This window comes from Amycolatopsis minnesotensis (genome assembly GCF_039529815.1).
In the GTDB taxonomy this organism is placed as follows: Bacteria; Actinomycetota; Actinomycetes; order Mycobacteriales; family Pseudonocardiaceae; genus Amycolatopsis; species Amycolatopsis minnesotensis.
On the sequence record NZ_BAAANN010000012.1, the window covers coordinates 216320 to 242280 of the forward strand.

At 67.3% G+C, this 25961-nt stretch carries 21 protein-coding genes; 13 read left to right on the forward strand and 8 right to left on the reverse strand.

Annotated features, from left to right (window positions below; translation table 11 throughout):
- Window positions 1-37: 37 nt before the first annotated feature.
- The gene (locus ABD256_RS17340; RefSeq protein ID WP_344419140.1) at window positions 38-649 is read left to right on the forward strand and encodes a TMEM175 family protein; all 612 of its coding nucleotides are present in this window, start codon (window positions 38-40) and stop codon (window positions 647-649) included.
- A 31-nt stretch (window positions 650-680) separates the two neighbouring features.
- Here ABD256_RS17340 and ABD256_RS17345 read toward each other — a convergent pair whose 3' ends face one another.
- Window positions 681-1334 (reverse strand): hypothetical protein, encoded by a 654-nt coding sequence (locus ABD256_RS17345; protein WP_344419143.1) that lies wholly within the window; start codon window positions 1332-1334, stop codon window positions 681-683.
- Entirely contained in the window at window positions 1331-2173 is an 843-nt protein-coding gene (locus ABD256_RS17350) for an ATP-binding cassette domain-containing protein (protein ID WP_344419146.1), read from the reverse strand. The genes ABD256_RS17345 and ABD256_RS17350 overlap by 4 nt, the downstream gene beginning before the upstream one ends.
- Before the next feature lie 129 nt (window positions 2174-2302).
- On the opposite strand from ABD256_RS17350, the gene ABD256_RS17355 reads away from it, so the two are divergent.
- From ABD256_RS17355 to ABD256_RS17370, 4 genes are all read left to right on the forward strand, one after another.
- Window positions 2303-2995, forward strand: coding sequence for a PadR family transcriptional regulator (locus tag ABD256_RS17355; RefSeq protein WP_344419148.1), 693 nt, complete (start codon window positions 2303-2305; stop codon window positions 2993-2995).
- A 160-nt stretch (window positions 2996-3155) separates the two neighbouring features.
- Entirely contained in the window at window positions 3156-4172 is a 1017-nt protein-coding gene (locus ABD256_RS17360; protein ID WP_344419151.1) for an ATP-binding cassette domain-containing protein, read from the forward strand.
- Entirely contained in the window at window positions 4169-4945 is a 777-nt protein-coding gene (locus tag ABD256_RS17365; RefSeq protein ID WP_344419154.1) for an ABC transporter permease, read from the forward strand. Before ABD256_RS17360 ends, ABD256_RS17365 begins: the two co-directional genes overlap by 4 nt.
- A 254-nt stretch (window positions 4946-5199) precedes the next feature.
- Window positions 5200-5418 (forward strand): DUF5988 family protein, encoded by a 219-nt coding sequence (locus tag ABD256_RS17370; protein WP_344419157.1) that lies wholly within the window; start codon window positions 5200-5202, stop codon window positions 5416-5418.
- A 154-nt stretch (window positions 5419-5572) separates the two neighbouring features.
- Here the strand turns inward: ABD256_RS17370 and ABD256_RS17375 are convergent, their stop codons facing one another.
- Window positions 5573-7195 carry an FAD-dependent monooxygenase gene (locus ABD256_RS17375; RefSeq protein ID WP_344419159.1) on the reverse strand — a complete coding sequence of 541 codons (1623 nt, stop codon included), beginning with the start codon at window positions 7193-7195 and terminating at the stop codon, window positions 5573-5575.
- A gap of 321 nt (window positions 7196-7516) precedes the next feature.
- Window positions 7517-8098, reverse strand: a complete 582-nt coding sequence (locus tag ABD256_RS17380; RefSeq protein WP_344419162.1) for a TetR/AcrR family transcriptional regulator — start codon at window positions 8096-8098, stop codon at window positions 7517-7519.
- A 133-nt stretch (window positions 8099-8231) separates the two neighbouring features.
- On the opposite strand from ABD256_RS17380, the gene ABD256_RS17385 reads away from it, so the two are divergent.
- The gene (locus ABD256_RS17385; RefSeq protein ID WP_344419165.1) at window positions 8232-9419 is read left to right on the forward strand and encodes an FAD-dependent oxidoreductase; all 1188 of its coding nucleotides are present in this window, start codon (window positions 8232-8234) and stop codon (window positions 9417-9419) included.
- A gap of 5 nt (window positions 9420-9424) precedes the next feature.
- Here the strand turns inward: ABD256_RS17385 and ABD256_RS17390 are convergent, their stop codons facing one another.
- Both ABD256_RS17390 and ABD256_RS17395 read right to left on the reverse strand, forming a co-directional pair.
- Window positions 9425-10315 carry a hypothetical protein gene (locus ABD256_RS17390; protein ID WP_344419168.1) on the reverse strand — a complete coding sequence of 297 codons (891 nt, stop codon included), beginning with the start codon at window positions 10313-10315 and terminating at the stop codon, window positions 9425-9427.
- A 59-nt stretch (window positions 10316-10374) separates the two neighbouring features.
- Window positions 10375-11061, reverse strand: a complete 687-nt coding sequence (locus ABD256_RS17395; RefSeq protein ID WP_344419171.1) for a helix-turn-helix domain-containing protein — start codon at window positions 11059-11061, stop codon at window positions 10375-10377.
- A 129-nt stretch (window positions 11062-11190) separates the two neighbouring features.
- Between ABD256_RS17395 and ABD256_RS17400 the strand changes: the two genes are divergently transcribed.
- The 4 genes from ABD256_RS17400 (at window position 11191) to ABD256_RS17415 (ending at window position 14772) form a co-directional block, all read left to right on the forward strand.
- Window positions 11191-12897, forward strand: a complete 1707-nt coding sequence (locus tag ABD256_RS17400) for a protein-arginine deiminase family protein (protein WP_344419174.1) — start codon at window positions 11191-11193, stop codon at window positions 12895-12897.
- Between the two features lie 96 nt (window positions 12898-12993).
- The gene (locus ABD256_RS17405; RefSeq protein ID WP_344419177.1) at window positions 12994-13344 is read left to right on the forward strand and encodes a hypothetical protein; all 351 of its coding nucleotides are present in this window, start codon (window positions 12994-12996) and stop codon (window positions 13342-13344) included.
- A 56-nt stretch (window positions 13345-13400) separates the two neighbouring features.
- A complete protein-coding gene (locus ABD256_RS17410) occupies window positions 13401-13754 on the forward strand; it encodes a VOC family protein (RefSeq protein ID WP_344419179.1) in 354 nt (117 codons plus the stop codon).
- Between the two features lie 265 nt (window positions 13755-14019).
- Window positions 14020-14772: a class I SAM-dependent methyltransferase gene (locus tag ABD256_RS17415; RefSeq protein WP_344419182.1), complete on the forward strand. Its 753-nt coding sequence runs from the start codon at window positions 14020-14022 to the stop codon at window positions 14770-14772.
- A gap of 273 nt (window positions 14773-15045) precedes the next feature.
- Here the strand turns inward: ABD256_RS17415 and ABD256_RS17420 are convergent, their stop codons facing one another.
- A complete protein-coding gene (locus ABD256_RS17420; RefSeq protein ID WP_344419186.1) occupies window positions 15046-15339 on the reverse strand; it encodes an Lrp/AsnC ligand binding domain-containing protein in 294 nt (97 codons plus the stop codon).
- Between the two features lie 356 nt (window positions 15340-15695).
- On the opposite strand from ABD256_RS17420, the gene ABD256_RS17425 reads away from it, so the two are divergent.
- The 3 genes from ABD256_RS17425 to ABD256_RS17435 all read left to right on the forward strand — a co-directional run bounded on the left by ABD256_RS17425 (window position 15696) and on the right by ABD256_RS17435 (window position 23983).
- Window positions 15696-16751 (forward strand): beta-ketoacyl-[acyl-carrier-protein] synthase family protein, encoded by a 1056-nt coding sequence (locus ABD256_RS17425; protein WP_344419189.1) that lies wholly within the window; start codon window positions 15696-15698, stop codon window positions 16749-16751.
- Window positions 16752-16949: 198 nt separating this feature from the next.
- A complete protein-coding gene (locus tag ABD256_RS17430) occupies window positions 16950-22262 on the forward strand; it encodes a type I polyketide synthase (protein ID WP_344419192.1) in 5313 nt (1770 codons plus the stop codon).
- Window positions 22263-22345: 83 nt separating this feature from the next.
- A complete protein-coding gene (locus tag ABD256_RS17435; RefSeq protein ID WP_344419194.1) occupies window positions 22346-23983 on the forward strand; it encodes a (2,3-dihydroxybenzoyl)adenylate synthase in 1638 nt (545 codons plus the stop codon).
- A gap of 1134 nt (window positions 23984-25117) precedes the next feature.
- Here ABD256_RS17435 and ABD256_RS17440 read toward each other — a convergent pair.
- A complete protein-coding gene (locus ABD256_RS17440; RefSeq protein WP_344419196.1) occupies window positions 25118-25432 on the reverse strand; it encodes a hypothetical protein in 315 nt (104 codons plus the stop codon).
- Between the last annotated feature and the right edge of the window lie 529 nt (window positions 25433-25961).

Here is a 25961-nt window from a genome sequence, read left to right on the forward strand (position 1 = left end):
GGACGGCCCCGCCAGCCGGATCGTCTAGCTTAACCGCGTGCGCACATCTCAGGGCCAGGAACGGTTGGTCTTATTCACCGACGCCGTGGTAGCCATCGCGATCACCCTGCTCGTACTGCCGCTGGTGGACGCGGTTCCGGAAGCGGTCGCCAAGCACCACGAATCGACGGAGGTGCTCACCGAGAACCTGCCGCTGATCTACAGCTTCCTGCTCAGCTTCGCGGTCATCGCGCGCCTGTGGCGAGTGCACCACAAGCTGTTCCAGCACGTGGGGGCGCTCACCGAACCGGTCGTGCTGTGGAACACCCTGTGGGTGCTCACGATCGTGGTGCTGCCCTTCCCCACCGAGATGATCGGCGGTTACGGCAACGACCGGTTCACCGCGGTCTTCTACATCGGGACGATGCTGGCGAGCAGCCTGTGCCAGACGACGCTCACCGCGATCGTGTGGCGCAACCCGGACCTCGCCGTCGAGGGCAATCCCTTGCCAGCGCGTTTCCTGCACTCGAGCATCAGCACCGCCGCGGCATTGCTCGTCGCCGTGCTGCTGGTCGCGTTCGTGCCCGGCGTGACCTACTACTCCTTGTTCCTCTTGGTGCTCCCGTCGATCGTCGAACGCGTGCTGGGACGGCGGAAGACCGCGGCCTGACCATCCACAGAGGAGCTTCCGGGCGAGCGGGTCAGCCGCGGCGGCGTGCCACCGCCTCGGTCACGGCGCCGCAGCCGACGAGCACGAGCGCGCCGCAGGCCAGCAACGGCAGCATCGAGCCGGCGAGTTCGGCTGGCGGCGCGTCCCGCACCAGCAACTGGAACGCGGGGTGCACGAGCGGCAGCCACGGCGACAGCCCGGCGATCACCAGCCCGACCACGGCGCAGATCACCGCATAGCCGATCCGCGGGACCACGAGACGGCAGCAGACCGTGCCGATCGCGACCCCGACGAAGGCGCTGAGCAGTTCGGCTTCCAGCCCCGCCAGCAGGGTCAGCGGCGCGGCGTGCCCGACGACCAGCAGCGGGTAGGCGAGGCCGAACAGGCCCAGCACCGCCGAGGAGCCCAGCGCCACCACGATCCCGGCGAGCAGCACGCGGCGCGGGGAGCCCGCGTTGACCGCGGTGATCGCGCGCTGCACCGGGTCCTCGCTGTTGTGCACGGCCACGGTCAGCCAGGTCGAGCAGACGAGCAGCGCCGCGGCGGTCAGCGCGAACAGCGGCGCCACCGCGTCTTCACCGCTGCTGGTGAGGACCATGGCGGCGACGAGGTACAGCGCCACCGGCGGGAAGTACCGCTGGGATTGCAGCGAGTCGAGCAGTACGTAGCGGACCAGCGCGGTCACCGGACCTCCCCCGCGGACGGCGCGGCGCGGCGCACCCCGGCCACCGACCAGCCGCTCCGGATCGCCGTGACCAGCAACTCGTCGCAGTGCTTCCCCTCGACGACCACCATGACGGAACCCACGCCGTGATCGGCCCTGAGCACACCGGGCAGCCCTGGCCAGTCGACCTGCTCGCGCTCCGCGGCGGCCACGAGGTCGACCGTGGCGACCTGCCCGCCGTCACGCCACGCGCCGAGCCGTCCCCCGTCGATGCGGTACGCGGCCGACGCGGTGGCGCGCACCACCGACTCCCGGTGGTCGGTGAACACCACCGCGCCGCCGTCGCCGGCGACCTCGGCGAGCAGTTCCGCGAGTACCCCGTGCGCGGACACGTCGAGGCCCGACCACGGCTCGTCCAGTACGAGCAGCTTCGGCCGCGGCAGGAGCGCCTGCGCCAGCGCGACCTTCTGCGCGTTTCCCTTCGACAGCGCTCGCAACGGGGTCGTGGCGCCGCCGACGAGTGCGAGCCGGTCGAGCAGCGCGTGCGCACCGGCGTCCGATTCCGAAGTGGACAGTCCCCGCACGCGGCCCATGTGCCGGAGGTAGGCGATCGCGGTCATCCGCTCCTTGGCGGGAAAGCGTTCGGGGACGTACCCGACCGAGGCGGGGCGGGCCAGCACTTCACCGGCGCTGGGCCGGGAGAGCCCGACGAGGATCCGCAGCAGGGTCGACTTCCCCGAGCCGTTGGTGCCCGTGATCGCGACGACCTCGTTCGCCGCCACTCGCAGATCGACACCCTCGAGCACCCACGGGCCCGCGCCGTAGCGCTTTCCCACTCCCCGTAGCCGCACCAGGTCCATCGCGCCGCCGTCCCCCGTTTCGCAGACAGTCCGATGATAGCCAGGCGCACGTGGCGGGACGCCGGTTGACATCGGCTACCCGAACTCGGCTACTCTAAGTCGAGTACTTTGGTCAGAGTGGGAGGCGACATGGCACCGAGAGGGCGGACCAATCCGCTGGCGCTCACCGTGCTCGTGCTGCTCACCGAGCGCCGGATGCACCCCTACGAAATGTCGGCCACGCTGCGGGAACGTCGCAAAGAAGACAGCATCAAGCTCAACTACGGCTCCTTGTACGCCGTGGTGGAGTCGCTTCAGAAGCGCGGGCTCGTCGAGGCGACGGAGACCGTCCGCGACGGCAAACGACCCGAGCGCACGGTGTACGCGATCACCGAGGCGGGCAGCGAGGAAATGCTCGACTGGCTCACCGATCTGATCGCGAACCCCGTCAAGGAGTACCCGCAGTTCGAGGCGGCGCTGTCCCTGCTGCCCACGCTGCCGCCCGACCGCGCGCTGGAACTGCTCGAAACGCGGCTCAAGACGCTGAGAGAGACCGACCGCACCATCGAGGCGAACTTTCGCGCGATGGACGGGACGATGCCCCGGCTGTTCCTTGTCGAAGCCGAGTTCGCGCACGCACTCCTGCGCGCCGAACTCGAATTCGTCGACAAGCTCGTCGGTGAGCTGCGCCGCGGTGAACTCGTCGATCTCCGGCTGTGGCGGCGCATCCACGAGCTGCGCCGCGCGGGCACCATGCCCGAGGACCTGGCCACGTTCGTCACCGAGGAATTCGGCGGGGAGGAGGTGCGGCGGCTGACCGGAACGAACGAACCACCGCAGTAGCAAGGGTCCCCGGCCGGTGCGCCAACACCGGCCGGGAACCGTTCGACACCCGGAGTCACCGCCTACGGACGAGACAGCTCCTCGCGCGCGCCTGCACCGCAAGAGTAGCCGAGCTCTTCTCCGTCGCCGGTCGGCTCCTTCCACGAAGAAGGGGACCGCTGTGTCCACGACCACGAACGGCACAAGAACCAGGACGAGCAGGGAGACCGCGATCGAAGCGGCCGGGCTCGTCAAGACCTACGGCAAGGGCGAAAAGACCGTCCACGCGCTGGCGGGGCTCACCATCTCGGCCGAGCGCGGCGGCGTGTTCGGCCTGCTCGGCCCGAACGGCGCGGGCAAGTCGACCACCGTCAAGATCCTCACCACACTGTCCAAACCGGACTCGGGGACGGCCGTCGTGGCCGGGGTCGACGTGCTGCGCAGACCCGACGAGGTGCGCAGGGTGATCGGCTACGTCTCGCAGAAGCCCGCGTTCGACCCGATCGCCACCGGCAGGGAGAACCTGGTGCTGCGGGGCCGGATCCACGGCATGTCCGGCCGCGAAGCGCGGCGCCGCGCGGACGAGCTGCTCGAACGGTTCGGCCTGGCGTCGGCGTCGAACCGGCTGGCTGGCAAGTGGTCCGGCGGTATGCAGCGCAAGCTCGACGTCGCGGCCGGGCTGCTGCACCGGCCGAGCGTGCTGTTCCTGGACGAGCCCACCACCGGCCTCGATCCTGAAGCGCGCGCCGACATGTGGAACGAGATCGCGCGGCTCGCCTGCGACGACGGGCTCACCGTCCTGCTGACCACCCACTACCTGGAAGAGGCCGACAACCTGGCATCACGCCTGGTCATCGTGGACCGGGGCGAGGTCGTCGCCGAGGGCACCCCCGACGAGCTCAAGCGCGGGATCGGCGGTGACACCATCCACGCCGAACTGGCCGGGGGTGGCGTGGACGGGCGCGTGGCCCGGTCGATCGGCGCGATTCCGGGGGTGAGTGCCGTGCGGGCCGACGGCGCCATCCTGCGCGCGACCGTGACCAGCGGCGCGGCCGTGCTGCCAGGGGTGCTCTCCGTGCTGGAGTCCGAGCACGTCGAACTGGCCTCGGTCACCGTGTCCCGACCGTCGCTCGACGACGTCTACCTGCGGCACGCGGGCCGTGCCTTCCGCAACGCCGACCAGGAGGCCACGGCATGAGCACCTTCGTCACGCATTCGGGACTCCTGACCGCGCGCGCACTGCGCACGGTGTCGCGCCAGCCCGCGTACCTGCTGTTCACGCTCGTGCAGCCGATGGTCTGGCTGCTGCTGTTCGGGCAGCTGTTCAAGCGCATCGCCGAGCTGCCCGGCTTTGGCACCGGCTCGTACATCGCCTACCTCACGCCGGGCGTGGTCGTGATGACGGCGATGATGACCGCGGGGTGGAGCGGCACCACGTTCCTGCAGGCCATGGACCGCGGGGTGATGGACCGCGACCTGACCTCACCGATCAGCAGGGGCGCGATCATCAACGGATCGGTGCTGCACCAAGGGCTCGCCACGATCGTGCAGGCGCTCGTCGTGTTCGGCGTCGGGCTCGCGGTCGGCGCCCGCTACGACGGCGGCGTGCCCGGCGTTCTGGTGGTACTCGCCTGTTCGGTGCTGCTCGCGGTGTCGTTCGCGGCGCTGTCGAACGCGATCGCGCTGCTGGTGCGCCAGCAGGAAGCGCTGATCGGGATCTCGCAGTTCCTGACGCTCCCGCTGGTGTTCCTGTCCTCGGTGATGATGTCGCCGTCGCTGATGCCGGGCTGGGTCGCCGGCGTGGCCCGGTTCAACCCGGTGGACTGGGCGGCGGTGGCCAGCAGGACGGCGCTCGGCGCGGACCCGGACTGGTCGGCCGTGCTCGGCCGCGGCGGGTTGCTGCTGGCACTGGCCGTGGTGATGTGCTGGCTCGCCACCAGGGCATTCCGCACCTACCAGCGATCGGCCTAGCGCGGGTGCCGGGCCCGGCCACCGCCGGACCCGGCACCCTGACTGTGCCGTAGCTCACATTGACGTGCCCGGCAACCCCAGACGCGACGGCCGCGCATTAGGGGTTATGCGCCGCGCCGAAATCCGTAGTATTAGCTGCGTCACACCGCACGGAAAAGGGGCTGGAATCACCCGGCGCAATTCCGGATGTTTTCTGCCCCGTACCGAACCGTGCTTTGCCAAAAATGCTGCCGACGCGAAGGAGTGCTGCCAGCATGTCGACGAACGTTCCCAACGCGGTCCTGCACGGCGGGCCGGAGCACCGCATGACCGGTCTCGGCCGGGTCCGGCACGTCACCGACCCCGACGACCAGGTGAAGATCGAATCCGGCGGATGCTACGAGCACTTCAAGCCGACCGGCGAGCAGGTCGACCACGAGGGTGCCACGCTGCGCGTGTTCTCCTGGACGCACCGCACCTACGTGGCGGAATGAGCTGGCCGCGGGCGGCAATCCGGTGCTCGCGGAGATCGGTGCCGAGCAGGCAGGTGCGGCCGTCCTCGATCCCGGCCCGCCGCCGGCGAACCCGGGATCTCCATCCGACCCTTGATCACCGCGCGCGGGTTCACCGGGCAGCGAAAGGAAGCCGTCAGCCCAGTGCCAGCACCGAAGTGAGGGCCTGCCGCAGCTCGTGCTCGGGTTCCGGCGGCGCGGCCGTGGCGCGCCAAGCGACGAACCCGTCCGGCCGCACGAGGGTGGCGCCGGTACCGGTGATGCCGTAGGCGCCGGCGAAGCGGCCATCCGGGTCGCCGAGTTCAGCGCCGATCCGGTGGACGCGCAGGTCCACGCCGATGGCCGCCGCCGCTTTTTCGCCCGCTGCTTGCCATTCCGTGCCATCCGGACCGACCAGCAGCGTGAAGCAGCCATCGAACAGGTCCACTGTGGACACCTTATCCCCCGCCCTGTCCAGCCACACGTGCGGTGCGCGCAGGCCAGGGCGCCCGCTCGGCTCGCGAGGGTCCTCGACCGGTCCGTCCGGAGTGGACGGTTCGGTCAGCACCGCGCCGGAGCCGTACCGGTAGCCGAAGATCATCGTGATGTCGTCGATCTCCTCGCTCTCGGCGCCGTCCCCCCGCTGACGGCTGGTCATGAGCTGGATCGCCGTCCGCAGCGTCGTCTCGGCGACCGGACGGCGCTCGGGTTCGTAGGTGTCCAACAGCGCCTCGCCCGCGCGGCCTTCGACGACGGCGGCGAGTTTCCACGCCAGGTTGTGGGCGTCGGCGATCCCGGTGCTCGCCCCGTACGAACCGGCGGGCGGGAACACGTGCGCCGCGTCGCCCGCGAAGAACACCCTGCCCTCCCGGTACCGGCGCGCGATCCAGGCGCCGCTCTTGGTGTGGGAGACCTTCTCGGGCCATCCCGGTACCGGGGGCACCAGTGCGATTTCGAGGTCGGGGTCCCCGATCGCAGCGCGGGCCATTTCGACGCACCGCTGCTCGGTGAAGTCCTCCGGCCGGGCACCCTGCTCGGGATCGTACGGCGATGCGAGCATCCACCTGCCGAAGTTCTGCATCGGCACCAGCACCGTGCCCGTCGTCGGCCGGTCGAGGTAGGCGAGGAGGAACCGGCGGCCCCGCAGGGGAACGGTGAGATCGGCGTCGAAGAGGAAGTGCGCGCTGTGCCCCGTCGGGCCGATCTGGTCCACCTCGACACCGAGCCGCTTGCGGATCCCCGCGCGGTGGCCGTCCGCGGCGACGAGGTAGTCCGCGCGAATGCCGTACTCGTCGCCGCTGCCGAGATCCCGCACGACGGCGCGGACACCGTCGGCTCCCTGATCGAGGGAAAGCAACTCGGTGGCGAACCGCACGTCCACACCGTTTTCCTCGGCGCTCGCACGCAGGACCCGCTCCAGCTCGTCCTGGTCGATCAGCGCCCAGTCCGTTGGGCTGAGCTCGGCCGACGGCCGCACCTGGTCGAGCACGTCCACGCGGAAGCGCTCCTCGCCAGCCAGGGTGTCCGCGCCGATCATCCCGGGGAGATCGGCCAGTATCGACGTGCGCTCCCGGATCTTCGGCTCCAGGCCGAGCGGGCGGTAGATCTCGATCGAGCGCGGGTTGAACGCCCGCGCCTGCGGCATGATCGCCGTCGACGGGTGCCTCTCCACGAGTATCGGGCGAATTCCTTGCCGTGCCAGGAAGAGCGCCGTGGACAGGCCGGTGGTGCCGCCTCCCGCGACGAGCACGGCTGTTCTGTGGTCAGTGGTTTCGGTCATCGGTTCGGTGCTCCTGTCGTTCGTCCGCCGGCCGGAGTCGACCCCAGTTCCGGCAAGTGCTCAGGTCAATCAAGGTCTCGCAGTACTGTATCAACTATCTACATGATTAACTAGCCCATGTAGATGAAATTGCCATATGTGCAGGTGAGGACGGTGGACAGCGCTGAGGTGCGGAGGGTCAGTCCTCGGCGCTCGCGGCACTTGCGGGAGGCTGCGGCACGACGCCTCCTCCGCCGTGATCACGTCAACGGGGCAGAAGATCCACAGTCCGAGCACCACCAGGCCGACGAAGTGCCGGGCAGGCACCCGAAGCGACGCGGGTCAGACACCCGGGTAGGCGGCTGCCCACCCGGGTTCGAGCAGGCCGAAGATCGCGTCGATCGCCTTGGCCGGGTCGGCTTCCCGGTGCGCCAGTTCGACGGCTTCGAGCGCGAACCGCGCGAGGGCCGCGCAGACGGTATCGCCTTCGGGTGCGCCCGCTTCCTCGGCGATCGCGCGCGCCAGCGCGGTTTCGTGGCGCAGCCACATGCCGCGGGCGTACTGGCGCAGCGCCGGGGTTTCCTCGACCATGCGGCCGAAGGGTGACGCGGGCGGGAGCGCGGCAGCCGTGGGCACCCCGCCGAGGACGTGCTCGCGCAGGGCGGGCAGGACTCGCTGCCCCGCCGCGCGATCGCGCACCGCGGACACGAGCGCCGTCTCGATGTCCTCGTCGAGGTCGAAGACCAAGGATTCCTTGCTGGGGAAGTACTTGAACAGCGTCGTCACCGACACGTCCGCCGCGTCGGCCACCTCCCTGACCCCGACCTGGTCGTAACCGCGCGCCAGGAACAGTTCGAGCGCGGCGTCCGCGAGCGCCTTGCGGGTCTGGGCCTTCTTGCGCTCGCGGCGCCCGATCTGCTGCATCGCGCCACCGTACCCACCAAAGGTGTAACACACAAAAAATTAAACCGTTGTAGTTTTTTACTCAATGTGGTTTTCTGGTGATGCGCCGGACGCCTCCGGCCACACCCACGCCACCTCGAAGGACCCAGCCGCCATGAACTCTGCCCATAGCCCTCGGATCGCGGTCGCCGGCGGTGGTGTCGGCGGTCTCGCCTGCGCCCGCGGCCTGCAGCTCCACGGCCTCTCGGTGACCGTGTTCGAACGGGAGACCTCCTCGACCGCCCGCTGGCAGGGCGGCATGCTCGACCTGCACGCCCCCACCGGGCAGGCCGCGATGCGCGCCGCCGGCCTGTTCGACAAGTTCCGCGCGCTGGCCAGGCCGGAAGCGCAGGAGCTGCGCGCGCTGGACCCGATCACCGCCAAGCTGCTGCACCACGAGGGGCCGGTCGACGGCGACGGCTTCGCGCCCGAAATCGACCGCGGCCAGCTACGCGGACTATTGCTCGGCGCGCTGGAGCCCGGAACCGTCCACTGGGGACAGTCGATCGAATCGGCCACCGCGCTCGACAGCGGCGCCGCTCGCCTGCGCTTCGGTGACGGCACCACCGAGGACTTCGATCTCGTCGTGGGCGCCGACGGCGCCTGGTCGCGCGTCCGCCCCGCCCTGTCCGGCGCCACCCCCGCGCACCTGGGCACCACCATGGTCGAGACCTGGCTGGACGACATCGACACCAGCCACCCCGCGCTGGCACGCCTGACGGGCGACGGCACGCTGGTGGCCAAGGTCGGCAGCAAGATGCTGTCGGCGCAACGGAACAGCGGCGGCCACCTCCGCGTCTACGCCGCACTCGACGTGCCACCGGACTGGCACGTGGCCGCCGGTGTGGACCTCGCGGACGCCGCCGCCGTGCGCGCGTACCTGCTGGCCCAGTTCGACGGCTGGCACAACAGCCTGCTCGATCTCCTGCGCCACGACGGCGACTTCGTGAACCGGCCCCTGTACGTGCTGCCCGTGGGGCACCGCTGGGACCACGTCCCCGGGATCACGCTCGTCGGCGACGCCGCCCACCTCATGCCGCCGTTCGGCGTCGGCGCCAACCTCGCCCTCGTCGACGGCACCGACCTCGCCACCGCCGTCGCCACGCACCCGAACCTCGACGAAGCCGTTCGCGCTTACGAAGGCGTCATGCTGCCCCGGGGTGCCGCGGCCGCCCAAGCCTGCGCGGAGCTCGCCGAGGTGATGACGGCGGAACCGGTCCTCGACGTGGACGCCGCGCGGCAACAGCTCAACGACCGCCTGCTGAGTCCGGAAAGGACGGTCCGCACGGCACCGGCGGAGTGACCGGCTCAGCGACCGTTCATCCGGAGCACTTCGACCGCGCTCACCGTCGCATAGCCCCGCCATTCGAGTGCGGCGGCGTCGGAATAGCTGGTGAAGTCGACTTCCCAGCCGCCGTCCGGTTGCTGCCTGGCCGCCAGCCGGTCGAGATCGGCGGCGACGGCGCCGTCGTCGAACAGTGCGCGGGCCGGCCTTCCCGGCTCCGGGGCGAAATCGAGCAGGTGCAGGCTTTCCCCTTCCGCACCGCCGGCGACGGGGAGCACGCCGTCCGGAGGGACGAACTTTCCGAGCCTGGCCAGCAACTCGTGGGCTTCCGGATAGCTGTCGGCAGCGGCGTCGAGGAAGTGGATCGCGAACAACAGGACGTAGGCGAACGGCGGTTCGTCCATCCGCCGGATCTCCTCGAGGCAGTACCGGGTCGCCGCGGCCAGCCAAGGGTGGTCCTTCGCGCGGGCATCCCAGCCGGCAGCCCGATGGGCCTGGGTCGTGATGGCCGCGGTGATCTGCACCGAGGACGCCGCCGGGTCCGCTTGCAGCCAGAACGGCGCGCAGCCGGCGGGATCGGCGACGGGCAGCGCGAAGGGCACTCCCCCGTCGGGCAGGCTGACCGACTGCAGCCAGTCGAGCAGGGCGACGGTGCCGGGCGAGGTCGCGGGGCCCGCGCCCGCGATCGCTTCCAGGGCGTGCAGCGCGCCGCCCGGCTGGCTCTCCCGCGCACGCAGGTCGGGCTCGAGGCCCCAGCCGTAGCCGCCGTCCGGGTTGCGGTACCCGTCGACCGCGGCGAGCACCGCCGCGCGATTCGCGTCGTCGTCGTTGCCAGCCAAGTCGAAACGCCGCCTGTCCAGGATGCGCGCGTGCGCCGCCATGAACGACGTGGCGCGGCCGAGGTTGATCGTCATGCGGGGAAGTCTGCTACGGCCGCGCGCCGCCCGCTTGGACGTTTCGGCCAGGCGCGGGTTCAGCGCAGGAGCGCGGTGGGTGTCGTGCCGGTGAGCCGCCGCATCTCGCGGTTGAGGTGCGCCTGATCCGCGTAGCCCGCCGTCGCCGCGGCTTCGCCCAGCGCCACGCCCGTGTTCGCCAGCCCGAGCGCGTGCTGGAAGCGGTGAATCGACATCAGGGTCTTCAGCCCGTAACCGAACAGCCGATCGCTGGCCCGGCGCAGGGAGCGCTCGGACAGGCCGTGCCGGTCCGCGACCTCGCGCACCGTCGTACGACCGCGTGCGGCCCGGTCGAGCGAGGCGGCCAAGCGGAGCGTCGAGGCATCCGGGGCTGCCTGCCGCCACAACGCGACGAAGACCTGTTCCAGCGCCGTGGAGGCGTCGAGCCAGGCCGTGTCGAGCGCCGGAGCGGGCACCGTGACCAGGTCCGCCAGATCGACGCGCTGATCGGTCAGCTCGTGCGCAGGCAACCCCAGTACCGAGCACGCGGTACCGGGCGGAAGGCGCAAGCCCCAGGTCACGTCCCCTGGTTCCGACTCGTCGTCGTTCCACGCCGCGGTGTCCGCCCCCGCGACGACGAAGCGCCCGCGGTGCACCATGAGGTCCATGACGGCGTCGGGAAGCACCCGGTGCTCGCCGTTCCCCGCGACGACCCGCCACATCGTCGCCCTGCTGAGATGACCGCACCAGGCCGCGTAGCCCGTCACTCGATCACCTCCGGCCCGTAGGCGCACTACCGCTTCGACGATGGTGCCACGTCCTTCATCGCATCGCCACGAGGTATCTCACCCGTGATATCTTGTATTTATCACAACTGGGATACAAAAGGAGGAGTCATGCTTCGCTGGGGAGTGCTGGTCACGGTCAGCGCGGTGGCGTTCGCGGTACCCGCGGTCGCCGCCACTACGGGACCGCGGCTGCGGGGCGGCGACGTCATGCTGGCCAACCTCGATGACGACGAGCACCGGTGCGTGGTCACCCCGGCCGACCTGGACGCCGTCGGGCTCGAAACCGATCGCAGGCTCGCCGCCTGCGGCGACGCGGCGGACGATCGGGTCAACGGACCCGCCGACGAACAGGACCTCACCCCGCTCGAAATCGCGCCGGAGCCGTGGCTCGGCGGCGGTGCCGTGGGACGGCTGACGATCGATCGCGGCGAACACGCCCGCGTCTTCGCCCGCCGCGGTGGTGGATTCGACTCGATCGCGCCCGGCGACGGCACGCTGTCCGCCGCCGAGCTGCGCCGCGGGGTCCGGCTCGCCGTGGAGGGGCGTGACATCGTGCGCGATCTGTCCACATGGGACGGTTCGGTCACCGTGACACTGACCGTGACCGATCGTGGCTCGCGTCGGTCGGCGAGTCACCGCCTGCGGACCGCGCCGCTGGTGCTGCAGAACGACCTGCAGCCCGCCACCACGGTGTTCGCCGGCGCTCCCGGCACCGGCCCCGGCGGTGTGCCGGGGCTGCCCGGCAGCCGGATCCCCGCCGGCTGGCCGGAGTTCAGCGCCTCGCTCGATCGCGCCGCGGGCCCGCGCGTCCGCTACCTCACCGGGGGCCCGGCATGGTGGGCGGACACCTGGACGCAGGACATCTTCGAACCCGCGACCGCGAGCATGCCGACCCCGCACGGTGTCCAGACCATGCGGGTGCTGCTCCGCTCGGCGAACCTGTGGCAGGTCGGGGAAACGGCGACGCTCCGCCCGGCCGGCAGGCTCGCCTTCCGCGATCTGCGCGGCCCCGGTGTCGCGGTGGTGCAGGCGTTCAGCGACGTACCCCGTATCGCCGGGATCGACCTGCTCAACGCCACCGGCAACTTCGAATCGCTCCCGCCGTACCCGGGATTCCCGCGCGGCAGGGTGCTGTACGGGTCCGGTCGCGACAACAAGCGGCGTCCCGATCCGGTCTTCGTGCGCATGCTCGAAAGCCAGCGGGTGCAGCCGCCGCTCGCGATCGACACCTCCTGGCTCGCGATCGGGCACGTCGACGAACTCGTGCACGTGGTACCCGCGCCGAACGCGCGGGGCTGGACGCTCATGGTCGCCGACCCGCGGCTGGCGAGCGGCATACTGGCCACGGCGAAGGCTCGCGGCGCTGGCTCGGCAGCTCTGTTCTCCGGCACGGCGGCGGCGGAGAAGCCGACCGTCGACGAACTGGTGAACGACCGGAAACTCAACGACGCCAACGAAAGAGCTGCCGCGCACATCGACCGCGAGGTTTCGGTACTGCTCGCCGAGACCGGGCTGCGCGCCGACGAGCTGGTACGGGCCCCGGTGCTCTTCCACGAACTCGATGGCACGCCGCTCCTCCTGGCGTTCACCCCGGACATTCCGAACGGGCTGTCGGTGACGGCGCACGAGTTCGCCGCACCGGACCCGCACGGCCCGGTCGTCGGAGGCCGTGACCTGTTCCGCGTGGTCACCGAACGCGCGCTGGCCAGGCACGGCGTCCGGGTGCGCTGGGTCGAGGACTTCTCCTGGGCGCACGAAGGCGGCGGGGAGGTGCACTGCACGACGAACGCCTTGCGCGACGTCAGCGTCCACTGAGGAAAGCGCCGAACCGGGACAGCCGTGGATCGCCTCACTCCCCCGCGGCAGCTAGTCTTGGCGCACTCGAAGGACATCTCAGCTTGGAGGCGATCGGTGGGCTACCGGGAACGACGGGTCGAGCTGATCGCCACCCGGGCAGCGCCGCACCTGGAGCCGGGCGAACAGATCCAGACGGGGTTCATCGCGCAGACCGGTTCGCTGATCTTCACGGCGCGCGTCTGGACGATCATCGTGACCGACCGCGCGATCCTGGTGGTACGCGGCGGGCGCGCTGAGCGCTTTCGCCGCGATGTCCTGCTCGGTGCGCCGACCGGCATGTACCACTCGATAGAGCTCGACCGCGCGTACCGGGTGCACAAGCAGTACTTCCAGGAGATCGCCGCCGCCGACGAAGCCCTCCGCGAGATGCGGTCCCGCGACGATTCGGCGCCCGGCGACTCCTAGCCCGTACTTCCGATTCGTCCAAGCCCGCCGACGGTGCTGGCTGCGATGCTGTGGTCATGATCAGCAGAATTCACCCTTACGCCGACGGAAACGATCTCCCCGCGTCCCGTGACTTCTACGTCGAGGTGTTCGGGCTCGAAGTCGCGATGGAGGATCCGGTCCTGTGCCTGCGGTCTCCGGACAACCCCACCGCGCAGGTCATCATCCCGCCGCGCGGGGCGGAGCATCCTCCGCCCCGCTTCGGCATCGACGTCGGCGAACCGGCGGCAGTCGACGCGGCGCACGCCGAGGCCGTGCGCCGCGGGCTGCGTGTCGTCTATCCCCTCACCGACGAACCATGGGGCGTGCGCCGCTTCTTCGTGGAGGATCCCGGCGGCACGGTCGTCAACGTGCTCGCCCACCTGCGCTGAACGGCGGCCTGCCGTTCACATGGCGAGCGACTTCGGCGATCCGGTAGCCACCGGGACGGTTCCGGCGCTCGGCCTGCTCGGTCTGAACTTCCTTCAACAGGCTCCGAAGCGGAACGGGCACGAACGCCGACGCTCCGGCACCGGTCATGACGGCTTCCCTGCCGCGGGCTTAACCGCACCATCCCCGTCGTAGTGCAGCGCGGCCAGCCCCCTACGGCGGTTCGGTGGATGTCGCGTAGGCACATTCGGAGCTAGCGTGACTGGTATGCCTGAAGCGAGCCAGTACGACGAGATCGGCGAACTCTACGAGCAGGTCAAGGACCTCCCGTTCGGGGTCTCGGAGTGGGCGACGGTGGTTTCCGCGTTGCCCGATCTGCGCGATCGCACGGTACTGGACGTCGGCTGCGGCACCGGCGCTTACACCAGGATGTTCCGGCGCGCCGGCGCACGGCAGGTGCTCGGCGTCGACCCGGCGCGGGAAATGCTCGCCGTCGCGCGCGCGGCCGAGGAGCGCGAACCGCTCGGTATTTCCTACGAACCGCACGACGGCATCACGATGCCGAAGCTCGGCGACTTCGACGTGGTCGCCGCGATCTGGCCGCTCAGCCACGTGGGAGACCGGAAGTCCTACGACCGGATGGTGGCGAACCTGGCCGAGAACCTGGCCCCCGGTGGGCGACTGCTCGTGGTGGTGCCGAATCCGGACGCGGACTCGGACCGGCTGGACGACTACCCCCGCTACGGGATGACCGTCACGCCTGGTGGGTACACCGGAGAATGCGTGGAAACCCTCGTGCGCGTCCACAGCGAGCCGCCCTTCGAATTCAGCGGGTTCGGCTGGCCGTCCGGTGTTTTCGAGGAATCGTGCGCGGCGGTCGGGCTCACGGAAGTACGCCGGTACCCGACAGTGGTCCCCGAAACGGACCTCGCCGAACGCGGCGCCGAGTTCTGGGCGGTGCTGCTGGAGAGCTCGATGTTCGCCGTGTTCACCGCGCAGCGTCCGTCACCCGGCGAGTAGGTGGCGGGCGCAAGGTTTCGCGTTGACCGTCTTGCTGGAAGCGTGATATCGCGGCGGTCAGCGCGCTGTACGCCCGTGCATATGCCCGCTTCCCGCTCCTCGTCACGCTGCCGAAAAATGGCGCTCGACCTGGGAAGGTGTGCACCCGGCAAGCCAGTACACGAAAGGCGACAGGGCATCCTTCATCCGCTGTCACAAACCTCCGCCTCCGTCGAATAGCGGACGAACCGCTCGCGTACCTGGCCCACAGATGCCAGGGCCGTTGCCGTCCCCTCAGCACGTCTGATGCACACGCGGCCCGGTCGTCAGGTCTGGGTGACGGCATGCTGGCCGGGTCTTGATCACTGGTGCGGTCTCGACGCGTGTGCTGGCGGGCGGCGCGGCCACCCTGGTGGTCAGGTAGCGGTACAGTTCCCGCTGGTTCGCGCACAGCACGCTCGCGCACAGGTTCGTCGGCCCGGTCGTGGCGGCGGCGAACGCGATCTCCGGGTGCCCGGCCAGTGCCGCGCCTGGCACCCGTTGGCGAGGGCCGGGTGTCGGCCGCCACACGGCACGGAGCTTATCCATACCGGTCAAAGGACAAAAGGATAACCTCCCGTCACAATCGGGCAGAGTGAATCAGGGAATGCGGGCGTCACTCATCGTCGTGCGAATATGGCCCCGTCGAGAGCTTCGAACTTGTGACCGTGCACACCCTTTTCCGGGTACCGGTACTGGCGAAGCGGTAAACCCTGTGACATGGAGGTTTGATGAAATCCTGACACTGCGAACACGCCAACGATGACGATCCCGACAGCGAGTTCGAGTGCCGGGCAAGGTCCGACCGAAATAGGCCAACTGTCCGTGTCGCCCGAATCAGCTACCAGATGTAACTGAGATCACCCCATTGGCAAGGAATGGATAGACACAAGGAGAGGGGAGCCATGTCGCCGCTAAGCCGTCCAAGCGTTGCCGTCGGCGAGTTCTCGGTCACCCACAGCGAACTGTGCGCGCATCTCGGTAACGTTTATGGCGAAACCGATGATATCGCACGGAAGATGAGCGCCGTCAAAAATTGCGGAGTCCTGACACATTACCTCTGCCGGCCGTTGGCTGAAGTCATTCCTGAGCAGCCCCAGAAGAACGGGCAATCTCTTCTGGACAAGGCTCGCGCCTATCAGGATGATGCGTATCGGCTTGCGGAACGCGCGGCTCGCGGCGCACTTGATTCCGCTGGCGTTGCACCAGCGCAGATAGGTGCTGTCATCACGTCGACGTCTGCTGTCTACAACACTCCAAGCATCGATATTGAACTTGTCGACCGCCTGGGCCTACCCGCAACGGCCGACCGGATCCCGTTGAGCAACCTCGGGTGTGTTGGAGCTCCGACTGGGCTGGCGCGTGCCGCTGACTTCCTTCGGAGTCACCCGACTGAGATCGCGCTGGTGGTCGTAGTCGACCTCCCCACCTATTTGATCAATCCCGCTGATACCGGTATCGACAGCATGATCCTCCGTGGATTGTCCAGCGATGGCGCCTCGGCGCTCGTAGTCTACGGGGAAGAGGCTATTCCGCACGGCGCTCCCGGTCCGCAGATCGTGGATACGTGGTCCGTCACCGATGCGAAGGCCAAATACCTGATCGGATGGTGGGCAGACGATACGGGCAACCACATGAAGAATTCGAAGGACGTCATGTCCGTCTTCGAAGAGCTTCTCGGTGATCTGCGAGACTGGCTCGGCGAACGGCCTGAATTCGTGATACCGCACCCCGGTTCCCTCAAGATAATCGATGTGATCTGCGATACTCTCGGCTGCGATCGACTTATGGGGTGGGCAGGACGTGACAGTCTCCGCCACACGGGGCACACAGTCGGATCTGCGGTACTGGATGTATTGAGGCGTACTTTCGACGATCCTCCCCGGCCTGAATCCTCGGGCGTTCTTCTCGCCATCGGCCCCGGGGTGACGCTTGGCGCTGCCAAGCTGGTGTGGCATTGAAGCAGTGCTTCATAGTGCAAACTCGGTTTGGTGACTCTGTTTCGGCGACCAGTCACAACCTTGTTCGGACCGCAGATCACATCGGCCCTATCGTAGCTGCCCCTGATACCGAAGACTACATGGGCTGCGGTCGGCCTGACTGTGGTCAATTTCATGGAAGTAAGGGTTTACTACTCACTATTTAAAGCGGAGTGCGACGTGAGTCTTGACATGGATCCCGGAAACGCGGTTGCGATCATTGGGATGAGTTGCAGGTTTGCGCCAGACCTCGACTCGCTGGACAGGTTCTGGTCGTTCCTGGTAAACGGTCGGTTTACCGTGCGCGACATGCCGAGCAAACGCTGGGATCCGTATGAATCGAGCAGTCCGCAGGCGACTGCGATCCTGCGGAGCACGGTGCGACGAGGCTCCTTCCTCGACGACATCGAGGGGTTTGATGCCGAGTTCTTTGGGATTTCACCCCGCGAGGCCGACTATCTGGACCCTCAGCAGCGGTTCATGCTCGAGCTGACCTGGGAAGCATTGGTGGATTCCGGCATCCAACCGCTCGCTTTGCGAAACACGGACACCGGTGTGTTTGTAGCCTCGAATTCGAACGACTACGGCCGACGGCTCCTCGAGGATATCCCCCGAACCGGGCCGTATGCGGTCAACGGCACCACTTTCTACGGAATCGCAAATCGAGTCTCCTATTTTCTGGACCTGCGTGGACCGAGTTTGGCTGTCGATACTGCGTGCGCCGGTTCCCTGACCGCCCTACACCTTGCGTGCCAGAGTCTTCATGCGAACGAAACGTCGCTGGCGATTGTCGGAGCGGCCAATATCATGTCTACGCCAGCTCTGAACGTCGCCCTCGACTCTGCTGGCGCGATGTCAGCGGACGGCCGGAGCAAGGCTTTCGACATGGCTGCCGACGGGTACGGTCGCGGCGAGGGTGCCGGAGTGCTGGTGCTGAAGCCCCTGGCGGACGCCCGCCGTGACTGCGATCCGGTACGTGCGGTGATCCGCGGCAGTGGTGTATTCCAGGACGGCCGTTCGGACGGCATGATGGCGCCGAGCAGCGTGGCTCAGGAACACATGTTGCGCGAGGTCTACGACCGGTCCGGGATCGCGCCGAGCACAGTGGACTACGTCGAGGCGCACGGAACCGGTACTCCTGCCGGTGATGGCGAAGAAGCGCGTGCCCTCGCGAAGGTGTTCGGCAACGAGGGCTCGGCCGGTGATCCACTCAGGTTCGGCTCGGTCAAGCCGAACATCGGTCACAACGAAGGCGCGGCGGGAATAGCCGGCGTCATCAAGACGGTGCTGGCGATGCGGCACGAAGAGATCCCGCCGAGTCTTCACACCGAAATTCACCCGGATCTGGCCCAGGCCGGGACAGGTCTTCAGCTCGTCAAGGAGCGTTCGCCATGGCTGAGGGGGCAACATCCGCGACGCGCTGGGGTTTCAAGCTATGGAGTCGGCGGAACCATCGCCCATCTGATCCTGGAGGAACCCGCGGCTGCACCGAATCCGCCCTCGGACACTCAGCCGGACGACGGACTCTCGGTGTTCCCGGTGTCTGCGATGTCCGAAGCAGGGCTACGTGCACTCGCCGGAAAGATGGCGGACTGGCTTGAGGAGAACCCCCGGCATTCCTTGGCGTCGGTCGGGTACACACTGTCCCGGCGCCGCTCACATCTGTCCCATCGGGGCGCTGTTGTGGCGCGGTCGGCGGCGGAGTTGACGAAACGGCTCCGAGCGCTGGCCGAAGGCGTTTCCGCGCCGGGCGTTGTGACGGGACGGACAGCGCCCGGCCAGGCCGACGGTGTCATTTGGGTCTTCTCAGGGCACGGTGCCCAATGGTCGGGCATGGGGCGCGACCTCCTGCGCGAGGAGCCGGCCTTCGCAGCAACCATGGACCTGCTGGAGGAAGTTTTCCGCGAGGAATTGGGGTGGACTCCCCGCGAGGCCATTGAAGGCGGAGGGCCTTGGACGACGTGCCAGATCCAGTCATTGACGTTCGCCGTGCAGCTGGGGCTGGCCGCGGTGTGGCGTCAATACGGCGCCCGTCCGGCTGCCGTCCTCGGACACTCGGTCGGTGAGATCGCCGCAGCGGTGGAAGCCGGGTGCCTCGATCCGCTGGAGGCCGCTCGGTTCGCGTGCCGGCGGGCGGCGGCTCTCCAGAGCGTGGCAGGCCGCGGCGCCATGGCTCTGGTGGGCTTGCCCATCCGGGAAATCCGGCACCGCCTCGCCGGGCTTACGGATGTCGAGGCCGCGATCTCGGCGAGTCCCTATTCCACCGTCATCTCCGGCACCCACGAGACGGTCACGAAGTTGTCTGCGCGGTGGCGAGCCGCAGGTGTCGACGTACGCGCCGTCGACACGGATGTCGCATTCCACAGTCATCACGTCGACGAAATCGTCGATGAGGTGGCCGCGGCAGCCAAGGAGCTCACCTACCGCCCTCCGGCGGTGTACCTCTACAACACCGCGCTGGCCGATCCGCGGGCTGCGGCGGTCCGGGACGCCGACTACTGGGTGGCCAACCTCCGCCAGCCGGTCCGGTTCGCGGAAGCGGTGGAAGCGGCCGTCGAGGACGGCCACAGGATGTTCCTTGAAGTGTCCTCCCATCCTGTGGTCACCCACTCGATCATCGAGACGTTCAACCAGGTCGGCGTCGAAGACGCGACAGCGCTCCCCACGCTGCGGCGCGACAGCGCGGAGGCGGAGGTTCTTCGCAACCGGCTCGCGGAGCTGCACTGCAAGGGTGCGCTGGTCGACTGGTCAGCCCAATACCCCGTTGCGGACCTGACGCCATTACCGGCGGTCGCGTGGCAGCATCAACCCTACTGGATCTTCCCCGAAGTCAACGAAGTCGGACCCGGCGGCGGACACGATCCCGACAAGCACACCCTCCTCGGTGGGCGGATGACCGTCAGCGGCCGGCCGGGCAAAGTGGTATGGCAGACGCATCTCGACCTGTCATGCCGCCCGTACCCGCAGGATCATCGCGTCGTCGGCGTGGAGATCACACCGGCCGCCTCGATCATCAACACCTTCGTAGCCGCTGCCACTCCGGATGGTCGTCCCACCGCGCTTACCGACCTTGTCCTCAGGACTCCGCTCGCGGTCACGCCGCCGCGCACAGTGCAGGTCGTTCGGAGTGGAAACACGGTGCAACTCGCCAGCCGGATTGCCGCAGCCGATTCCGGGGACCAGGAAAACGAGTGGCTCACCCACACCACTGCCATCATCGATCCAAGCCTGACGGTGCCGGACGATCGTGTCGACGATGCAACGATTCGGGCCCGCTGCTCCGAGGAGTGGGAATGGTCCAGGGTCGACGAGCTGTTCCGGACCAAAGGAGTCGAGGGTTACGCGTTCCCCTGGAATCTGGACGAACTGCGCCGCGACGACAACGAACAGCTGTCCGTGCTGACGCTCTTGCCCGCACCCGCGCGAGTGGCCGACAGTTGGGCGCACGTCATCGACGCGGCCTTGACCATCAGCGCTGTGCTCGTCACACCGGAAAACGCACGTCGACTGTGGATGTCGTGCGCGATCGGCTCGATCGTTTTCCACGGCGAGCCGCCAGCCCGAATCCTCGTGCACTCCCGGCGGTCGACCGAGTCTCCGCAGGACACGGTCGACGTCTCGGTCGCGGACGAGCACGGCCACGTGGTCTGCGAGGTAGGTGCTCTGCGATTCGCGGAGTTGCAGGACCGCGCGGGCGCCGCCACCAGGCCAGGAGAGCTGGTGCACGAGATCGTGTGGCGTCCGATGTCCCGCCCCGAGCAGAGCACGGTCCGCGGCCCGCTGGAACAGCTGACGCTGGTCGGTGACGGAGGTGTGGTCAAGGTGTTGGCCGAACTCGCCGAGAGGGCCGGTGTGCGTTGCGTACGCGTTCGCACCCCCGAGGATCTGAGCCCTGAACTGCGGTGCGCACCCGGTCCGGTCGTCGTCGCACCCGACACTGGGCGGATCGGCGAGTCCCCCGAGGAAGCGGTTGAACGCTGCACGTGGACGCTCGTCCGCACCGCCCAGCTCCTGGCCGGTGAGGCTGGCGTAACCGGCAATGCCGGTAAACCTCGGCTCTGGTGCGTCACCCTGGGCGTGCGGGACGCGGGAAGTGATTCAGCACTCGCACATGCCCCGTTGTGGGGAGCTGCACGGATACTCGCCGGCGAACACCCGGATCTGTATGGCGGCGTACTCGATCTCGCCGATCTGACCCCGAGCACCGTCGAGCGGGCGCTTTCTCTCCTCAACAGCGGCGCGACCGGAGAGGAAGACGTCATCTCGGTGACCGCCGAGGAGGAGGCAGTCGCGCGGCTGAGTCCCAGTCGCCGGACCTCGGACAGGACGACGTGGTCCGCAGAAGGCGGATTGGTGCGGTGCCGGCCAAACGGCACCTACTTCGTAACCGGCGGGTTGGGCGCCCTGGGACTCGAGGTCGCCCGCTTCCTGGTCGACCGGGGCGCCCGCCGATTGCTGCTGGCGGGGCGACGGGGCTTACCTCCTCGCACTGAGTGGCCGGAGGTCCGCGATGAGGCGACCCGGCGCCAGATCGAGGGCGTCCTGGCGTTGGAGGCGCAGGGCGTCACCGTCGTTGTGCTTGCCCTTGACGTCACCGACGCCGAGGCGGTCGAGCAGTCCCTCGACCCCGCGTCACATCGCCTCCCGCCGATTCGCGGCGTCGTCCACGCGGCCGGCGCGACCAGCGATGCCATAGTCGACAAGACCGATCGAGACGGATTGCGGCATGCTCTGCGGCCGAAAGTCAACGGCGCTCTGGTGCTGCACCGGCTCTTTCCGCCCGGGTCATTGGACTTCTTCGTGATGTTCTCGTCATGCGGGCAGTTCGCCCGGCTCACCGGGCAGACCAGTTATGCCGCGGCAAACTCGTTCCTCGACGCACTCGCCGCCCATCGCCACCACGGAGGTCACCGCGACACCATCAGTCTGGGCTGGACGTCGTGGCGAGGGCTCGGAATGTCCGCCGGGATCGGAAGCACCATGATCGAGGCCAACGCTCGTGGCCTCGAAGCCGTTACATCGGCCGAGGCCGTGAGCGCTTGGTCCTTCGCCGACCGTTTCCGCGTGCCATACCAGGCCATCGCAAAAATGCTGCCGGTACCGGCTACGACACCGCGGCCCCCGATGTTCAGGGATCTGGTCGTCGATGCCGATCCCGGTGCGGCCGAGGACCAGGACGCACGCCTGGACTGGGAGGGCCGCTCAGCGCAGGAACTACGTGACTTGGTGCTGGCCGACGTCCGTGAGCAGGTCGGCGCTGAACTCAACCTCCCCACCGACAAGGTCGAACCCCGCCGCCCCTTGGTCGAGCTCGGAGTCGACTCGGTCATGAGCGTCGCCATCCGGGTCCGGATGCAGCGCCGCTACGGCCTGGATCTCCCGCCGACCATCCTCTGGAACGCACCCACCGTGACCGCCCTCGCCACGCACGTTGTCGAGAGCCTGCAGGCACCGGCCACTGATGCCGGGGATGACTGCCGCGCGACGAACTGAATGTTCCTGCCACAGGACAACTGGAACAACGACGGAGAATTCCCCATATGTCTCGGATAGAAACGCAACATAGCCGCCTCGGCATGGTGCCCTGGCCCGACGAAGACGGCGCCCAGTACGTGGCTAAGGGTTACTGGGAAGGACGCGGACTGGCTGAATACCTCTACGACGAGAGCATCGCAGACGACGACGCAACTTGCCTGGTAGACGGGCAGATGCGAATGAGCTATCGGGACCTGCGGGCAAGAGTGGACGGTGCGGCTTGCCGTCTCCGCGGACTTGGTCTTCGCACCGACGATCGTGTCGTCGTGCAACTACCCAACTGCTGGGAGTTCGTCGTCCTGATGGCGGCTTGCTTCCGCCTTGGCGTGATCCCGGTGATGGCCCAACCTGCGCACCGCCACCTCGAGATTGCCAACATGGCTGATCTGACCGAGGCCAAGGCACTGGTCGTTCCCGACACGGTGAAAGACTTCGACCACCAGGCTATGGCCCGGAAGATTGCCGCCAGCACGCCGAGCGTGGACCATGTGGTGGTAGCCGGCGGTGACGTCTGGGCGGGCAATATCGATCTACGAGCGATTTGCGAGCCGATCAGCAACGCTGACGCGGTCGAGCTCGACAGGATAGCCCCGAATGCTGACGCGGCCGCATTGTTCCTACTCTCCGGCGGCACGACCGGGCGACCAAAGCTCATACCTCGAACCCACAACGACTACGCTTACATGATAAGGCGCGCCGCAGAAATTTGCCGGATCGGGCCGGACACGGTCTACCTCGCCGTGCATCCAGTCGCCCATGGATTCACCATGGCAGGTCCGGGCATACTGGGAACATTGATCTCCGGCGGCCGCGTCGTGATCGCCCGGTCCGCTGCGCCTGAAAGAGCATTCGCTGCGATCGAGGCCGAAAGAGTTACCATGACGACCTTGGTCCCAGCCTCGGTCCGGCGATGGCTCGAACACCGCGGGTCAGATCGGCGTCACGATCTTAGTTCCTTGCGGCTCGTCCAGGTCGGAGGCGCACGATTCTCGCCCGAAGTCGCGCGGAGGGTCCCCCCGGCCTTTGGTTGCACAGTGCAACAGGCATACGGGATGTCGGAGGGCCTATTCTGTCTCACTAGGCCCAGCGACAGCTCAGAAGTCGCTTACCACACGCAAGGGCGACCGATCTGCCCGGACGATGAACTCCTGGTTGTCGATGACCACGGGGAGCCAGTCGCTTCGGGCGAGCAGGGCATGCTCCTAACCCGAGGCCCCTACACGCCTCGCGGGTACTACCGAGCCGCAGAGTTGAACGCCGAAGCATTCGCTCCCGGAGGGTGGTATCGAACCGGTGATCTCGTACGGCTTCGACGGGATGGAAATCTCGTCGTCGAAGGTCGCACAAAGGATGTGATCAACCGAGGTGGCGAAAAGGTTTCTGCCGAAGAGCTCGAGGAAATAATTGAACAGCTCGACGGCGTCCGCATGGTCGCCGCCGTGGGAATACCAGACCCTTTACTTGGCGAGCGGGTCAGCATCTATGTTGTGCCCGTACCCGGCAAAGAGATCACCCTGGACGGGATCCGAACATCGCTGGAGCAGGTTGGACTGGCGCGGTACAAAATTCCTGAACAGCTTGTACTCGTCGACGAGTTGCCGACGACCGCCTTGGGGAAAACTGACAAGAAGGCCCTGCGAGCTGGCTTTGCCGTAGCACAGGATCATGCAAATCGATAAATGAGGTGATCTCACCGAGATCGGGCCAGCCAGGCGGGGTGGACCCGGATCCGTGTGGCAGCAAGGCGATCCGGTGCGAAGAGAGGCGTGGAGTCCCTGGTAGAAACTACTTGGTATCGAAGCCGTCGCCGAATTCCTCGGCTTCCCAGTGAACGCGCTCTACACCTGGAGCAAGACCGGCAAGGGCCCCGCCGGGTTCCGTGCCGGCAAGTACGTCCGTGTCGACGCCTGGATCACCGAACAGGCAGGCGCGTCACGGGCAGGCCACCACTGCCGCGCCACGACGCGCTCGACTGGGACCTGGTCGACATGTAAGACGTGTTCTCCGGACTCGGCTGCCGCGTCGGCGAACTGCTCGCCCTCGACTGGGAAACCTCGGTCGACTTCGACACCGGAACCATCTGCGGCTGGCTGGGTGATGGACATCCTCAAGCGACGCTTCGCCGAGTTGGCCTCGCCGTGGGTCTTCCCGTCCTTCAGAGGCACGTTGCGTGATCCCGACAACACCCGCGAGTACATACGCCGGGTTGCCGCCGGAACGCCCTACGAAGGACTCCACCCGCACGGCTGGCGCCACTACGTCGCCGACGCACTCGAGCGCCGGGCTGAGCGCTCGCGAGATCGCCGACTTCCTCGGCCACGAACGAGTGAGCACGACTCAAGACGTGTACTTCGATCGCGGTGTTGTCGGCGAGGCTGCTGGCCCCGCGATGGCCACCCGCCCCGTGATCGAGGCACCCGAAAAAGGAGGGTTTAAGGAGGGTGGATCTTGAACGAAACCCCTGATCACGGCTGTGACCAGGGGTTTTGTGCACCCAACAAGCCAGTATACGAACCTAAACCTGCTGGTCAGCGGACTGCCGGTCGCGGTACAGGCCACTCATGCGAAGATCCGGCGTGACGGATATCGGCGAAATCGGTGAACCATAGCGGACTGTAGTGTCAGCGACGTACAGCCGCTTCATCCACGCACGTAACCTGTCAGCAGACACGGATCGTGCACAATCCGTGGTCCCACAGGGACGGCCACTCGCCTCGCGCTCTCGGCAGACCCAGACTCGTCAAAGACACTGAGAGTCAGTTCCGAAAGTCGCAGGGTGCGACTTTCGGAGCGTGACGGTCCGCGATGTCGTGCTATTTTCGGTTGCGCAGAGCCTTGAGCAGCTCATCGTGAGCAATGACGTCTTGTGTAACTTCAAGCGAAGAAACTAAGTCTAGGGAAACTTGCGCAGGAACATCTCCGAATAGGTCATGTTGACTCGCGCGCAGCGCCATTAATAACTCATTGTGCAGCTCCGGAAGCGCGACAAGTATCTTATAGACTGGATATTTAACTGACCATGACAGCGGTCCCGTTACCGGAAGTACCCGCCTAATGCGCCTGAGCAATGACTCTTCAGCGACGATCGCAGCTAGCTTTGATTGCCGATACAGCCTCGTCACCGTCATCGCGATAGTTTCACCGAAGGCCCGCCGCTCTGCAGCAGGCTCCTCAAACCAACCGATTAGAGAGTTGACTATTTCCGCTGCCGGTTCAGCGGATTCCAGTCGTCGCCTATATTCACTCCACAGCATTTCTTCCCATACAGGCTCATCCCCCGCTAGCAGAGCCCAGCGTAGCTCCGTCGCAACGGATGAGTCGCGAAGCAGACTAAGTAGTCCGAGGCAGAGTCGAAACCTGGCCACTTTATCCAAATCGGCGTCTTCCAGAATTTTACGCGTCCAGGAAAAGCCGACATCACTCGGGGTGAGAGACTCCGTATTGCCATCACCGAAGACATGGACCCAGCCTCCATGACCGTCCTCGAAGACGTCGCGTCGCTCTAGTGTCGCGCGTCGTTAATTGGTTTACGGCTGTGGGTTTGCGATGATGGGGCATGCCTTCGTCGGGTTTGATGGTCAGTGGTGAGGACCGGGCGATCTTGGAGTCGTGGACACGGTCACGGGCGATCCGGGCCAGTCATGTCGAGCGGGCTCG